Origin of the sequence: Paenibacillus sp. BT-177 (assembly GCF_025846815.2) — a bacterium.
GTDB lineage: Bacteria > Bacillota > Bacilli > Paenibacillales > Paenibacillaceae > Paenibacillus > Paenibacillus polymyxa_C.
This window is the reverse complement of the sequence record NZ_JAOYTP010000011.1, coordinates 1-14,706: the sequence shown is the minus strand read 5'-3', so window position 1 is coordinate 14,706 and position 14,706 is coordinate 1. Positions and strand designations below refer to the sequence as shown.

Here is a 14,706-nt window from a genome sequence, read left to right as displayed (position 1 = left end):
TTACTGGACAGTTACCTGTACCTTCGTCATTTTACCTGCATATTTCACGGTAATTACAGCTTTGCCTTTGCCCTGTGCTTTAATGTTACCGTCTTTGACCGTCGCAACAATAATTCTGGACGAGGACCAGACAGCCGGCTTGGAGACATCCTTCTCCGACTCATCCTTATACGTGGCTGTAGCCGTAACCTTAGCCAGCTGCCCTGCCTTCAAAGTCAAGGCGACTTCGTCCGTTTGCAGATATTTAAGCGTATCAACATCAACAGGCACGCTGATCACCTTACCGCCGAACTTCGCCTGAATGTTAGCTTTACCGTAGCTGATCGCGGTAACCTGACCTTTTTTGACGGTGGCTACCCTGTAGTTGGACGTTTTCCATTCAGCTTGGGTTGTAACATCCTTTTCTTTACCATCACTGGATTTAACCACAATCGCAATCGTTTTTTGATCCCCGGATTTCAGTGATAACGCAATGGCATCCGCTTCAATCTTTTGTGCTACGTCTACTTCTACCGTAAATGTAATGGTTTGCTTGCCATATGAAGCAGTGATCGTTGCCTTACCGCTAGCATTAGCTTTGATCAAACCTTCGCTAACTTCAACTACTTTTACATTGCTAGTAGTCCAAGTGGCGTCCTTGGTTACGTCTGTTTTTGTACCGCCACTCTTAACGCCTGATACTTTCAGCTGCTTCGTTTCCTGAGCACCGAGTGCAATTACGCGCGAGTCTGTTTCCAGACGGTCTACAAGGCCTACTTGTACGTTTATCGTCAGTTTTTTGCCGTTATAGGTCGCTGTAATAACCGCTTTACCGGCCGCTTTACCCGTAATCGTTCCCTTGGACACAGAAGCAATATCTTCCGCACTTGAAGTCCATTCTGCATCCTTTGTAACATCTTCCTTACGCCCGTCCGCATAAGTAGCCGTCAGAGTCGCAGTATAGTCCTCATTAATATCTATCGTTGCCGTTTTAGAGGACAAAGATAGATCACCAGGTACGTTTACGGATACGGTAGCTGTGGCTGTTTTGCCGCCATAAGAAGCTGTGATCGTTGCCTCACCTGTTTTATAACCTGTGACTTCTCCCCCGCTGACAAAAGCGATATCTTCATTACTGGACTTCCACTCTGCTTTACTTGTGATATCTTCTTCCGTCCCTGTTACATAGGTTGCGGTCAGCTTGAGCTTTTTGGATTCCTTAGCATTCAAGCTGAGCTTGTCCTCGCTTAAATCCAGAAATCTAGAGGTTTCAACATCTGTCTTGATCGAAACCGTCTTATCTCCGTACTTAGCGGTCACTGTAGCCGAACCCGCTCCAATGGCCATAATCGTTCCTTTATTCACTGTTGCAATTTTTTCATCGCTTGATGTCCAAGCAGCTTTATCTGTGATATCTGTTACCGTACCATCCGGGTACACAGCAGATACCTGTATTTTTTTTGATTCATCCAAACGGAGAAAAATATTGGTTTCGCTGGCTTTCAGCTTATTCGTCTGATCCACATCCACCGCAATCGTAGCGGACATCGTGCCATATTTACCTGTGATTGTCGCCTTCCCTGTGCTATAGCCGGTAATAGTGCCTTTCAGAACATCTGCCACGGCTGTATTGCTGGAGCTCCACTCGGCAGACTCTGTAACATCCTGAGTCGATCCATCCGGGAACGTGGCTGTCAATTTAACCTTCTCCGTATCTTTTAACAAAAGAGAAACCTCTGATGTACTGGCATCCAGCCGTTTGACCTGCTCTACCTGTACAGCAATCGTTACGGTCTGTTGTCCATATACAGCCTTAATATTAGCTGAACCTGCTCCCTGAGCAGTAACTAATCCGTTGACTACAGTCGCTACCTTCTGATTATCCGAAGTCCAGGTCGCATCACCTGAAACCTGAGCTGTTGTATTATCACTGTAAGTCGCTGTCAGATTGATCTGTCCTGTACCGCTTGAACGCAAGTTCAGGCTTTGTACATTGGATGTCAGCGCCTTAACCTTTTTCGTTACATGTACCTGAACGGATTGTACCTTCTCCTTATAGGTCGCAATCACAGTGGCTTCCCCTTCAGCTTTGGCTGAAACTGTACCATTGTACACCGTAGCAATAGATGTATTATCACTTTTCCAATCTGTGCTTACGGTTACATTTGAGGTTGTCCCATCGCTATAAACAGCCGTTGCCGTCAACGCAGCTGTATCCCCCTGTTGCAAAGTTACCTCGTTAGACGAAAGGACAATCTTGGAAAGCACTGCTTCTGCTGCAGATGCAAACCCTGCATATGATGTAAAACTTGAAATCAGGATGACCAACGCCAGAAAACCGGACCATCTATTCTTCAAAATCTAATTCCCTCCCATTTCAAAGCTAAAAATTAAGGATTTCGCAAAATCCCTACACCTACGTTTTATGTCGTCATATGGAAAAGAATAGTTTAGACTTTAGAGAAAATTTGGTCCTTATTAACTAGAATCGGAACTTACAGACAGCTATAAGCTGCTGCACGAATTCTTAAATGGTGGTACTCTTCCATATTGGGATCAAGCTGATGCATATAAACGACGGAGAACTGTTCGCTCGGATCTATAGAAACCCAGGTGCCTGCCATTCCCGTCCAGCCAAATTCTCCAATCGAGCTGTTTGCATGCCCAGCCGCTTTATCCATTAACGTGCGTACACCCAGCCCATAGCCATAACCTGTATGGTATGAATTGGTGAAATCCGATAGTTGAGCTGTATTCAGATGATTTGTACGCATTAAATCAATGGTTTTTCTCCCCAATAAGTTCACACCTTTTACCGTGCCGCCATTTGACATCATTTGTGAAAATGTGAGGTAATCTTTGACTGTCGAATATAAACCTGCGCCTCCACCTTCATATATAGCATCTGGCTGATGATATTCATCCAGGAAACCCTCAATTTTTTCAAGTTTTCCGGCGTCTGTCCGTTGATACATGGAAGCCATCCGCGATTCAATATCTCCACGATAACGGTAACCTGTATTGTTCATTCCAAGCGGATCAAAGATTTCATCCTTCAAAAATTGCCCTAATGATTTACCTGAAATGACTTCAATAAGACCAGCAACAAGATCGTGGCCATATCCGTATAACCATCGTGTTCCTGGTTCAAATGCAAGCGGAACTTCAGAAAGCGCTTTAATTTCTGTGCGCAGGTCATATTTCCCCTGCTTCTCCTTTAATGCTGTAATGACCTTATGCATAGCTTTTCCTGTTTCTGAAAACTCAGAAGCATACGGAATTCCTGCACTCATATTGAATATATGCTTAATCAAAATAGGGTTATCCGCCTTATCAATGTAGGTGTGTCCGTTAGGAGCAGTTTTGAATACATACGAATTACGATACTCAGGTAAATATTCATACAAAGGCTCATTCAATAAAAATTGTCCGCGTTCGTATAGCATAAGTGCAGCCGCACATACAACGACCTTTGTCATAGAAAACAAGCGATACACGGTATCTTCAGTAATCGGTTTCCGAGTTTCCACATCAGCATATCCATGATACCCTTCATACAACACTTGACCATTTTGTGCAATGGCACAACCACACCCTGCCGGCCCATTCGCTAAGAATCGTTGCAATAGCTGATCTACCTTGTCAAAACGAGACATTTTCATCCCTCCTATTTTCCTTCAAAAGAAACAAGCTTCCCCTCACGCTCTAATTCCTGTTCCAACAAGCTCAACCTGACTCCTTGTAAGCGCTTATTCCCTTGCATCTATTTTAACGGTAAACTTGGTAATTACAAAGATGATTTGTCATAATCAAATAGCTTTATACCAACAACTCTGCCACCGTCTCTTTCCAGCGATTGATCACCGATTCCGGCTCCTTGAGGCGAATTGTGACACCTGTCAAGATATCCGCATATTGAGCCGAATCTTCTCTGGCTGCAAAAACATGGGCCGCAAATCGCTCACGTACATGCTTGGCTCCGGGTAAAGCAGGCAGATGTTTCAGCGACAACCGCACATAATGCGCCTTTCCCCCGGTGAACACCGCAAGCGTTGCCTTCCCAGTACGGATCATGTTGCCTGTCGTGGTCGTACCCGGCCATAGGGCCAGACGCAAATTCCCCTCGTCCAGCGCTACAACCTCGCCCACACTAATCATCGCTATGTGCGGCCACTGATCTTCTGTAACCGTCAACAGCATCATTGCTTCTTGTTGCTTGTGCTCCAACTCCTTGCCGTTCAGCAGCGTGAACAGCTCCTTACCGATCCTTGGCGTCTGCATGAAGTATAATCCCCTTTACATTTGGCCTATAACTTCAAAATACCATAATTTACGGCTACTTACGAACGACCCTATATCCGCTCTGGAATAGGAGGAACATGAGCAGCATCCGGAATATCTTGGGGGTTTACCTTGAACGCCGATTTATACTTTGCTGGATCAGTAATGCTATCCGGTTCTGAGGTTCGCCATGTGAACAGGCATACAGGACACAACAAAACCTCCCAGGCACCTTTAACCGGCGAATGGGAAACGACTTCTGAACGATTGGACTCACAACGGGGACAAATATGCATCTGTCAGCACTCCTTTAATCTTTCTTTGTTTTTAAAAATATTTAGCGAAGCATTTGGCTCAACTTTTTCTCCCATTCCGCTACACCCAGCGGGGAATCGAGCGGCTGCGAGTAATGGCCTCTAATATCCGGTGCTACAGGTGTCGTCGCATCCAGTATCATTTTGTGCGTCATACCTGCCGGATCAGAGCCGGGGTCAAGCGGTAAAATAGACAAGCCAGGAACAATGACAGCATCATGCTTTGGATGAAGCTTGGTGGATAAAGCCCACATGACTTGCGGCAGATTGAACGGATCGACCTCCTCGTCCACCACAATCACCAGCTTACAATACCCCAATCCATGCGGAGTCGTTAACGCACGTATTCCCACAGCCTTCGCAAAGCCGCCATACCGGGTTTTCGTGGAAATAATAGCGACCAGCCCATGCGTATACATGGCATTAACAGCTACGATTTCATTAGGAAAAGCATCCTTAAGCTGCTGAAACAACGGTACACTTGTATTCACACCGATCATATAATCCGTTTCCGTCCAAGGCATCCCGATGTACAGATGCTCAAAGATAGGCTGTTTGCGGTGATATACACGATTAATCTGAATGACTGGCATCGCGCGACCGCCGGAATAGTGACCTGTGAATTCACCGAATGGACCTTCATACTCACGTTCACCTGCTAACACTTCGCCTTCCAAAATGACCTCGGCTCCCCAAGGCAGATCCAGGTCTGCATCCTTCGCTTTGACCACACGATAAGGCTCACCCTGAATGGCGCCCGCCATCTCATATTCGGATTGATCGTACAGCAGCGGCGTAGAAGCAGCCGTTGTAATCACAGGCTCACATCCGAGGGCAATAGCCACTTTCAGATTTTCGCCACGCTCCTCAGCCTGACGGATATGGATCGCAATATCATGCTGTGGTACAGGCTGGATGCCCAAACGGTTCTTGCCTTTCACCTGCATCCGGTATAAGCCGACATTTTGCTTACCGTAGGTGTCCGGGTCATCCAGATCGCGTGAAATTAGAATTGCTTTATCCAAATAAAACCCTCCGTCCCCCTGATTCAAACGAAACAACGGCAAAATATCAAACAAATTAATATTCTCCGTAATCTCGACTTCATGAAAAGGAGCGGCTTCTTCCCGCTTCACGGGCACCGGAAATTGTTCATAGCGTCTGGCAAATTCAAAAAACTGCTCCTTGAGCGGCGTATTTTTGGGCATTCCCATCATGAGGGCATGATTGGGCCAGGAGCCCATCACATTCATTGCAATACGAGCATCCGTATATCCATAGATGTTGTTGAAAAAGAGAGCAGGCGTCTTATCTCCAAGATTGTTTAATGCTCTGTTAGCTGCTGCGAGGTCCGGCTCCGGCTTTACCTCATCGCTGATCGTGAGTAATTGTCCCTCCTTTTCCAAGGTGTGTAGAAAATCGCGAAAGTCTTTATAAGCCATCATTCATTCTCCTTCGTCTTTCGATTTCTCAATTCTGGTGCAGCCTGGAGTCATTCTGCTTCATCCCATCCCAGCGTTTGGCTGCGGTTGTGACAATACCGAACTGATCCAATGCGCGAAAAACAATATGATCCACTAATTCCTCGATACTTGCAGGATGATTATAAAAGGCAGGCATCGGCGGCAGGATCATCACGCCCATACGTGACAGCTCCAGCATATTTTCCAGATGGATACTGCTTAATGGTGTTTCTCTGGTCATGAGCAGCAGCTTCTTTCGCTCCTTCAGTATCACATCCGCTGATCGGGTAAGCAGGTTGTCCGCCATACCGATACGAATAGAGGCAAGAGTCTTCATACTGCAAGGAGCGACGACCATACCATCTACCCGGAAGGAGCCGCTAGAAATACGTGCGGCCTGATCCTTATACGAGTAGACTGCATCCGCCATTGCCTCCACTTCCTTCACCGTGTAGCCTGTCTCATAGGGAATGTTGGCAATAGCCCACGGGGATAGCACCAGATGGCTTTGGACTCCAGCCTCCCGTAATTGTTGCAATATACGGATACCAAAGATTGACCCTGTCGCTCCCGATATTCCTACAATGATTTTCTTCATATGTCCCCTCCTTCCATCCCATCGTTTTATGTTCACCCATGCATTACTGTCAAAAATTATACGCCCGTTCCCTGCACACGAAAAATATATATAATATATGTAATGCATATTTTAAAAGTATTCAAATCGAAGCGGTGTTTAGAAATGAGGAGGAATCCCCAATGGACTTGAAGCATCTGCATTACTTTTGCGTCATCGTGGAGGAAGGGCAAATCACCAAGGCCGCCAGAACGCTCAACATGGCCCAACCTCCACTGAGTCAACAACTCAAAAACATGGAGGACGAGCTTGGTGTAAAGCTGATTTACCGTGAAGGAAAGAAGTGGGAAGTTACCGAGGCCGGATATACACTGTATACACGCGCCAAACGATTATTGGCTGAAATGGAGGACACCTGTAGAGAAATTGGGGAGTTTGAAAACAGAGTAACCGGCACACTTGCCATAGGCACGTCATCCGCCTGTATGTCTCTGATTACTGAACAACTCAGTCACTTTCATCAGGTTTATCCAGAGGTATACGTTAAAATAGGACACGGAGACACACATCATCTGGAAGAGCTGCTGCATCAAAATAAAGTCGATCTGGCCCTGCTGCTGCTTCCGGTAGACGACAAATCGTACCATACGATTGAACTGGAGGGCGTTTCTTTTGTTGCGGTTCTTCCGTGTGAATGGGCAGATCGCCATCCCAGTGGGGAAATTACATTACAGGAAGCTGCCAGCTATGACCTCTTGTTGGGACGCCGAACAGAAGGACACGGACTATACGAAACCGTCATCCGCAAATTTCAGGAACACCGTCTTATTCCGCGCGTCGTATTGGACTGTCCAGAAATATCGACCATTCTCTCGCTCGTTTCCACAGGCATGGGAATTACCATTATTCCAGACGCTGGCTTGGGACAAGAATACGGGGACAGATTTCGCACACTCTCCATTAAGGAGCCATTCCCCTTCACACAGCCTGCCGTCGTATGGCGCAAGGATCGTTATTTATCCAATGCAGCTCGCAAATTTGTTGAACTGCTACAAGCTGGAGACACGAAAAAGACTGTTCCCGAGTAGATGCTCTACCGCTCTACTCCTGAAACAGTCTGATGCTGGATGAACTTCCTTCATTCGGTCGTTGATACCAACTTATTTAACTCCTTGATGCCGATACTCGGTCGGAGTCATTCCACATTTGCGCCGAAACACCTGTGTAAAATGCCTCATATCTTGATAGCCGATCCGCTCGGAAATATCAGCCAGCCGCAGATGAGGATCATTTAGCAGCCGCTTCGCCTCTTCCATACGCAAGGAAATGACGTAATCCTTATACCCTTGTCCCGTCTTTTGCTTGAATAGCTGGCTGAAATATACTGGATTTAAAAATACGATTGAGGCCACTTTTTCCAGTGACAGCTCCTCTGTAAAGTGAGCCCGAATATACTGCAATGCTACATCAACTGTATGCATGCCCTTACGGAGACATTCTCCTGTATCCGCTGCTGCGGCTGCAATCTCTTCTGGCGTTCGTCTTAGTCGCGCTACCTCTTCAGGTATGGATGAGAAATTGTGATGAACACCTGAACGTGTAATTTGCAGAGGCACTCTGACATAACGCTTTAAATGAGATTCAAGCAACATCTCTAACCGTGTAGCCTCTGCTTCATCCCTTAGCCTTGCAATCCCCAGCAGACTATGGCGGTCTAGACTGACGACAAAACCGCTGCCTCCAGCCTCAATGAGCTCGGACAGTACATTTTCAATCATAAAATGCTCCAAATGTGTCTGCTTGTGATCAGGTTCCATGCGAACCATAAAAAGATGGAATTCTGGATAATTTTCGACGAAAGGCTGTATATCCAGCTTCCCCGTATCCAATCCGAGTGCATAACGTTGGAAAACAGCTTCACGTAAATAAACCATATTGGATTTAAGAAGCCTGCCCTCGTTTGCCTGTTGCGAGGCCACGAGCGCTTCGGCTGCTAACATTTCAATGCATTCCAGTAGCTTCTTTTTGCCGATTGGCTTTAACAGGTAGTCTTTGGCACCCAGCTTTACTGCTCTTTGCGCATATTGGAAGTCGGAATGGGCCGAAATGACAACCCACTGCAGATGAGGATGCTTTCGCTTGGAAATACGCATGAACTCCAGACCATCCATACCGGGCATCAGGATATCAGTCAATACAATATCCACAGGATGCTCCGCCAGAATGCCTGCTGCTTCCTCGGTGGAAGCAGCGAGATGAATGCCGCAGGTTGGTAGAGCTTGGCCAATAGTGCGCCGAATCCCCTGTCGAATCATATTTTCATCGTCAGCTATCAGAATATTCATGTTTCTCCTCCTTCTGTGGCAGAGGCACACTTACAGTGACTGTCGTTCCGGCCCCTGGTGTGCTGGAGATCCGTAGGCCGTACTCTTCTCCGAACATGTGCCGTAGCCGTAAATTTAGGTTTTGCAGGCCGATGCCTCCCGCCTGCCCGCTGCCCGCCTGTTTGCCGGGTTCTGCCAAAGCGACCTGGACCACCTCCCATCGTTCATATTCCATCCCTACACCATTGTCTATGATATGCAGACTCAATACACCGCCATACTCCTCCGCTCTGACGAGCAGTTTGCCACCTGTATCTGCATGAAGAGGCTCCAGCCCGTGTTTCACCGCATTTTCAATTAACGGCTGTAAGGTCATTTTGGGCAAACGGATATCCAGCCATTGTTCCTCGATATTGACGTCAACAGATACCCTGCCCTCCAGCCGAGCTTGGATAATGGTGAGGTAGTGGCCGACTTGCTCTACTTCTTCTCGAAGACTTACATCGGCTCCCTCTTCCCAGTGACTGCTGTAACGGAACATATGGGATAAGGAGAGAACCACCTCACCGAGCTGATCCTGTCCCTTTTCATCCAGCATCCAATAGATCATATCCAGCGTATTGTACAGAAAATGTGGATTAACCTGCGTCTGTAGAGCGTGCAGCTCCGCATTTTTTTCGCTGACCGATGATATACGCACTAACTCAATCAGTTCTGCAATCTGTCTTACCATATGGTTGAAAGAAGTAGCCAACTGGTTGATTTCTTCATAGGATTCGATGTTTACCGTATGACGAAAATTGCCTGTCTCTACCCGTTTCATTTCCCGTATAACTCGTTTGAGCGGATGGGAGATGCTCCTAGAGACGATGGACGCAATTAGCGCTGACACCATAATGAGTATAGGTGCCACGATAAATAAGTACCTTTGATTTTGCGCCAGTTCTACGTTCAGATCCTCACTGGGTGTCACACTAATCACCGACCAATCGGCAAACGGAAGTTTGGAAGCGATTACAACTTTCTCATTATTCCGATCTACAATTACATCCTCCTCCGGGACCTGTTGCTGTAGATTTCGCAAATCTGGTGGCGGATCAGAAGAAGTAGCCGATACAATTCGATTTTCATGGCCTAACAGATATACCTGACTATTAGTGCTCAGCCGCAAATTGTGGAGAGCGGACAATACTGAACGTGGTTCAGCCTCAAACAGAACAATACCAATCGGCTTGTGTTCATCCAGATCATAGAGCTGCCGTCCGAATGCAAACACAGGTCTGGTTTCCACTTGGTCGATGACAGAGTGAGGATAAACACCCAACCATGCAATTTTGCCCGCCGATCTTCGAATTTCCCTGTACCATTCCGTATGCTCGTAATGAGTATCAATGACATTCATATAATTTCCATAATTGTATACCTTGCCTGTGTCTGTGATGACATGAATGCCGATTAGATCCTCCCGCGAATAGTAGATGGCTCCAAGGATATTCGTAATCGTACGTTCATTGATGTAATTGACAGCAGGTAAATCACTATGATCTGTCGTCAACAGACGAACCAAATCCATATTGTTGCTGATCGACTTGGAAAGACTGTTATAGCTGTCGAGCAGCAATTCGAACAGTCCTGCTGTCTGAGATACATTTTTACGTGCAAGCTCGCTGATCTTATCATGGAACTGCACTGTAGTACGGTTGTAAAATAATAGACTGACCGCCAGCACAATGCTGGACATGCTCAATAGGAACAGAACAAACAAGCGGTATTGAATGGATTGAAAACGGCGCATCATGCCTCGTGCGCTCCTTTCGCATCGGCCGCCTATCCTTTAACCGCTCCTGCAACCATGCCCTTGGTGATTTTTTCGGACAGGGCAAAATAAATAATAATGACCGGTAAGGCTCCCATAACTAGAAAAGCACCAATATTGCCGTAGTTCACAGAATACTGGCTGACAAACGTATAAACGCCGAAAGGGAGAGTTTTTAGCTTTTCGGACGAGATAAAGGTGGCAGCCATAATGTATTCATTCCAGATATTAATGAAAGTTAAAATACACACTGTCATGATAGGCGGAATCGAGATGGGTAAGATTACACTGCGGAAGATACGATAAATGCTCGCTCCGTCAATGTAGGCGGATTCTTCAATTTCGTGGGGAATGGACCGCATAAAGCCGGATAGGATGAAGACCGCAATCGGTGTCTGAAAAGCAATGTAGGGTAAAATCAGCGAGAAATACGTATTCAGAATATGGACGTATTTAAACATCACCATCAGTGGTAGCAGTGTAGCTTGCATGGGGATCATCATCCCGACCAAAAACAACGTCAGTACAACAGCCCCGAAACGCCAGCGAAAACGTGTAATTGCATAAGCAGTCATCGAGCTTAATACAATGACGAACATCATCGTAACCCCAGTCACCAGCACACTGTTTCCTAAATAACGCAAGTAGCTCCCCGATTCATAGGCTTCCTGATAGTTGTGCCACTGGGGCACTTGAGGGAGTGCAAAGAAGCTTGAACTTAATATCTCTTCATTCGTCTTCAACGAATAGGTCAACAACCAAAAGAGTGGATACAGCTGCGTGACCACTAAGACAGCCAACAGGGAGAAGACTCCCGTTTTTTTCAAGGCGTTCAACAGTCCCATCTCCTTTAGCTTACCTTATTTTCGATCCGTTTGAAAACAAAATTTATCACAATTGTAAATGACAAGCAGATTACTACGAGAAACGAAGCCAATGCACTGCCATACCCGTATTTCATAGATAAAAAGGACATATTGTACATATACGTGGATACTGTATCCGTCGCATGGGCCGGTCCTCCACCCGTCATCACCCAGATCAAATCAAATGATTGCAAGGACCCGATAAAGGCTAATACAATAGATATTTTGAAAATAGGCACAATGAGTGGCAACGTAATGTAACGGTCTGCTTTGAATCCTTCTGCCCCATCAATTTTAGCTGCTTCATACAGCTCATTGGGTATATTTTGTACACCGGTAAACTGGATAAGCAAATGGTAGCCAAAATATTGCCACAACGATACAAAATATAGAGCATACATCGCTATCTGCGGTTCCGTCAGCCAAGAGCGTGTCCAGCTTTCCAGCCCGACCGCCATCAAAATACCGTTCAGCATCCCACCCATCGAGGCCGGATTATAGATCGTTTTCCACAACTGCCCGATAATGACCACCGATAGAATGACCGGCAGAAAATACATCGTTACCAATGTATTTGCCTTACGCACATAACGATTGAGTAAAATCGCCAGCAGCAGACAGAGTGGAATTTCCAGCATGGAAAATACAGCGAACATCATCGTCCGCTTCACGGACGGCCAGAACACTGGATCGGCTGTAAAAATTCGTTTGAAATTAGCTAGCCCCACAAACTTCGCCTCTGCAATTCCGTTCCAATCTAGCAACCCGCAATACACAGATACCAGAATCGGAACAAATACCATACAGGTATACAGCAACAGGCAGGGCAGCACGAAAACGGCAATTGTGCGTGCCGGCACCTTCAGTACATTCATGCTCTAATCTCCTTTGTGTTGATTCGGAGTATCTTCTGGGGATGCTTAACCATATGTGATTGCGAATCAGGGAAGAGTACTTTCGCTCCCTCCCCTAGAGTCCGCTACTTCTGGATTTTTGCAAAATCCTCACTTATTTATTGGCTTCAAAAGTGTTCTGGTGTTCCTTCGCAACTTGCGCAGAGTCTTCTTGTTGCACAAACAGGTTTTGAATGCTACTTAGATGCGCCTGCGCAATAGCCGGATTCATCGTATTATCAAAAGCGAGGTCTCCTCCTTTTACATTTTTGAACAGCTCATTGAGACTAATGGCTAGTTCGGAATAACCAGCTTCCTTCAGATCGCCTTTCATTTTCTGACCACTGCCAATTGCATTTTTCAGATCAAACTGAATCTTGGGCATCTCTGTAATAAAATAGTGCAGAAAGTCCTTCGTCTCCTGTAAATGTTCACTATTCGCAGATACCGCAAACGCGCTACCTGGCGCGATGACATACTCATTTACATTCCCTTTGCCATTCACCGTAGGGAACTGAAACGCTCCGACCTTACCAGCTACCGGGGAAGCATCAATAGAACCTGTTTCCCAAGTGCCCATGATATACATCGCAGCTTTTCCTGTTTTAAAAATATTACCGCCTGCATTATAGTCAATAGATGTGGCTCCATCCGGGAAAGCCCCAGCCTGCACCAATTCCTGGAACGCATCCACAGCTTCCACAAAAGCCGGGTCGTTAAACGTCTTTTTGCCATCCAGCACATCATTGAGGAAGTTTGGTCCTTCATTCGTACGCAACAGAATATTCATAAAAAGGAGGGAACCGGTCCATGAATCCTTTTCCCCAATAGCAATTGGAGTAATTCCCTTCGCTTTTAGTGTCTTGACCGTCGTAATCAGCTCATCAAAGGTAGTCGGCAACTTTTGAATTCCCGCCTGCTCGAACAGCTCTTTGTTGTAAAAGACCACTTCTATATTGTTACCATCCGGAAAAGCATACAGCTTATCATCGAAGCTATAGTAATTAAGAAGGCCATCCTGAAACGTATCTTTTAACCCCTCTTTATCAGCTACATCATTTAATGGTGCCAGTAGCCCGGCATCTACAAATGGCTTCATCTGTGCAGCCGGATTTACAATCGTAATATCCGGTACTTCCTTCGCTGCTGCTTGTGTTTTTAGCTTGAGCTTTTGCTGATCTGTATTTAACGAATCCAATTCAATTTTGACATGAGGATGATCCTGCTCGTATTGACTTACAATCTGCTTAATCATTTTGTACGAAGGGGTGCTCGGATCAGGATTGATGTTTTGAAAAGTAATCGTCACATCCTTCGTTACATTGCCTCCACCCTTTTCCCCTGAATTTCCCGGACCTGCGCTCTGTCCGTTATTACAAGCTGCCAGCGTCAATGCCAAGACGCCCGCCGCCACAACAGCAAACGCTTTCATCTTTATTCTGCTCATGTTCCTATTCCTCCTCTAGTTGAAGCATTGCGCAATTTATCCTCCTAGTCGGTGGACACTCAATGCCCGCTTGTTCTTTTCATTATGTTCCATAGAAAAGACGTGAACAATGCGTGAACTTAAGGAGAAGGGTTTGTTTTTTTAAGCCCTCATTTGCGTGCTTCAAAATTCATTCATATCATAACTTGCAATTTATCTAGAAGACAGGCATAATATGAATAAGATCGTTGTTTGATAATGATTATCATTATTAAATGATAAATACACATAGACTTTAAAGGAGGCAGGACCGCAGTGAAAGAAGCTTTTAGTAAAACCTCCCTGCATATCGATGATTATTTGGATCTTCTCAATCTTGCCGTACAAGTCGGAGATACAAAGTGGCAAAAGGAAATTACCCGTAAACTTCAAGCCTTAAGTGCCCTCCAGGCAGAACAGGTTGAAATAGATTAACATCGCACAGTGCTGGATGTCAGTTGAAGCAGCACGTCAGACAGCACTATACAAGGAACAACCAGAATATTGTAGTGCTTTTAACCAAAGGCATGCCATGAGCCTTTCATATGAATGATAAATGAATCGGATATACAAAAAGAACACAGCCATTAAGGCTGTGTTCTTTTTTTGTGCTTGGCAACGTCCTACTCTCCCAGGACCCTGCGGTCCAAGTACCATCGGCGCTGGAGGGCTTAACGGTCGTGTTCGGGATGGGTACGTGTGGAACCCCTCCGCTATCGCCACCAAAC

General features: G+C 45.9%; 13 protein-coding genes and 1 rRNA gene. 2 read left to right on the top strand and 12 right to left on the bottom strand.

Going from position 1 to position 14,706, the window contains the following annotated elements; translation table 11 throughout:
• From OIU26_RS22620 to OIU26_RS22595, 6 genes are all read right to left on the bottom strand, one after another.
• Positions 1–2,337, bottom strand: coding sequence for an Ig-like domain-containing protein (locus tag OIU26_RS22620; protein ID WP_165083786.1), 2,337 nt, complete (start codon positions 2,335–2,337; stop codon positions 1–3).
• Between the two features lie 137 nt (positions 2,338–2,474).
• Positions 2,475–3,635: a serine hydrolase domain-containing protein gene (locus OIU26_RS22615; RefSeq protein ID WP_165083784.1), complete on the bottom strand. Its 1,161-nt coding sequence runs from the start codon at positions 3,633–3,635 to the stop codon at positions 2,475–2,477.
• Positions 3,636–3,798: 163 nt separating this feature from the next.
• Positions 3,799–4,260, bottom strand: a complete 462-nt coding sequence (locus OIU26_RS22610; RefSeq protein WP_058711595.1) for a hypothetical protein — start codon at positions 4,258–4,260, stop codon at positions 3,799–3,801.
• A gap of 71 nt (positions 4,261–4,331) precedes the next feature.
• Positions 4,332–4,556: a non-oxidative hydroxyarylic acid decarboxylases subunit D gene (locus OIU26_RS22605; protein ID WP_016818874.1), complete on the bottom strand. Its 225-nt coding sequence runs from the start codon at positions 4,554–4,556 to the stop codon at positions 4,332–4,334.
• Positions 4,557–4,597: 41 nt separating this feature from the next.
• Positions 4,598–6,016, bottom strand: coding sequence for a non-oxidative hydroxyarylic acid decarboxylases subunit C (locus tag OIU26_RS22600; RefSeq protein WP_149036172.1), 1,419 nt, complete (start codon positions 6,014–6,016; stop codon positions 4,598–4,600).
• Between the two features lie 28 nt (positions 6,017–6,044).
• Positions 6,045–6,635: a flavin prenyltransferase UbiX gene (locus OIU26_RS22595; protein ID WP_013369033.1), complete on the bottom strand. Its 591-nt coding sequence runs from the start codon at positions 6,633–6,635 to the stop codon at positions 6,045–6,047.
• A gap of 161 nt (positions 6,636–6,796) precedes the next feature.
• Between OIU26_RS22595 and OIU26_RS22590 the strand changes: the two genes are divergently transcribed.
• Complete coding sequence (locus tag OIU26_RS22590) at positions 6,797–7,702, top strand: LysR family transcriptional regulator (protein ID WP_264218088.1); 906 nt, start codon at positions 6,797–6,799, stop codon at positions 7,700–7,702.
• A 72-nt stretch (positions 7,703–7,774) separates the two neighbouring features.
• Here OIU26_RS22590 and OIU26_RS22585 read toward each other — a convergent pair whose 3' ends face one another.
• The 5 genes from OIU26_RS22585 to OIU26_RS22565 form a co-directional block, all read right to left on the bottom strand.
• Positions 7,775–8,959: a response regulator gene (locus OIU26_RS22585; RefSeq protein ID WP_264218087.1), complete on the bottom strand. Its 1,185-nt coding sequence runs from the start codon at positions 8,957–8,959 to the stop codon at positions 7,775–7,777.
• Positions 8,940–10,736 carry a sensor histidine kinase gene (locus OIU26_RS22580; RefSeq protein WP_025675766.1) on the bottom strand — a complete coding sequence of 599 codons (1,797 nt, stop codon included), beginning with the start codon at positions 10,734–10,736 and terminating at the stop codon, positions 8,940–8,942. Before OIU26_RS22580 ends, OIU26_RS22585 begins: the two co-directional genes overlap by 20 nt.
• 29 nt (positions 10,737–10,765) lie before the next feature.
• Positions 10,766–11,599: a carbohydrate ABC transporter permease gene (locus OIU26_RS22575; RefSeq protein WP_436449192.1), complete on the bottom strand. Its 834-nt coding sequence runs from the start codon at positions 11,597–11,599 to the stop codon at positions 10,766–10,768.
• Between the two features lie 5 nt (positions 11,600–11,604).
• The gene (locus OIU26_RS22570; RefSeq protein WP_013369028.1) at positions 11,605–12,495 is read right to left on the bottom strand and encodes a carbohydrate ABC transporter permease; all 891 of its coding nucleotides are present in this window, start codon (positions 12,493–12,495) and stop codon (positions 11,605–11,607) included.
• 133 nt (positions 12,496–12,628) lie between these two features.
• Positions 12,629–13,960, bottom strand: a complete 1,332-nt coding sequence (locus OIU26_RS22565; RefSeq protein ID WP_264218085.1) for an extracellular solute-binding protein — start codon at positions 13,958–13,960, stop codon at positions 12,629–12,631.
• Positions 13,961–14,254: 294 nt separating this feature from the next.
• Between OIU26_RS22565 and OIU26_RS22560 the strand changes: the two genes are divergently transcribed.
• On the top strand, positions 14,255–14,413 hold the full coding sequence (locus tag OIU26_RS22560; protein WP_013369026.1) for a hypothetical protein: 159 nt from the start codon (positions 14,255–14,257) through the stop codon (positions 14,411–14,413).
• A 175-nt stretch (positions 14,414–14,588) separates the two neighbouring features.
• On the opposite strand, the gene rrf is transcribed toward OIU26_RS22560, so the two are convergent.
• Positions 14,589–14,705, bottom strand: a 5S ribosomal RNA gene (rrf, locus tag OIU26_RS22555).
• Position 14,706 lies beyond the last annotated feature (1 nt).

Bases quoted from the DNA above. Each gene is read 5' to 3' on its own strand.
- OIU26_RS22565 (WP_264218085.1), bottom strand. From the start codon at position 13,960: ATGAGCAGAATAAAGATGAAAGCGTTTGCTGTTGTGGCGGCGGGCGTC.
- OIU26_RS22575 (WP_436449192.1), bottom strand. From the start codon at position 11,599: ATGGGACTGTTGAACGCCTTGAAAAAAACGGGAGTCTTCTCCCTGTTG.
- OIU26_RS22590 (WP_264218088.1), top strand. From the start codon at position 6,797: ATGGACTTGAAGCATCTGCATTACTTTTGCGTCATCGTGGAGGAAGGG.
- OIU26_RS22600 (WP_149036172.1), bottom strand. From the start codon at position 6,016: ATGGCTTATAAAGACTTTCGCGATTTTCTACACACCTTGGAAAAGGAG.
- OIU26_RS22610 (WP_058711595.1), bottom strand. From the start codon at position 4,260: ATGCAGACGCCAAGGATCGGTAAGGAGCTGTTCACGCTGCTGAACGGC.
- OIU26_RS22580 (WP_025675766.1), bottom strand. From the start codon at position 10,736: ATGATGCGCCGTTTTCAATCCATTCAATACCGCTTGTTTGTTCTGTTC.
- OIU26_RS22605 (WP_016818874.1), bottom strand. From the start codon at position 4,556: ATGCATATTTGTCCCCGTTGTGAGTCCAATCGTTCAGAAGTCGTTTCC.
- OIU26_RS22585 (WP_264218087.1), bottom strand. From the start codon at position 8,959: ATGAATATTCTGATAGCTGACGATGAAAATATGATTCGACAGGGGATT.
- OIU26_RS22615 (WP_165083784.1), bottom strand. From the start codon at position 3,635: ATGTCTCGTTTTGACAAGGTAGATCAGCTATTGCAACGATTCTTAGCG.
- OIU26_RS22595 (WP_013369033.1), bottom strand. From the start codon at position 6,635: ATGAAGAAAATCATTGTAGGAATATCGGGAGCGACAGGGTCAATCTTT.
- OIU26_RS22570 (WP_013369028.1), bottom strand. From the start codon at position 12,495: ATGAATGTACTGAAGGTGCCGGCACGCACAATTGCCGTTTTCGTGCTG.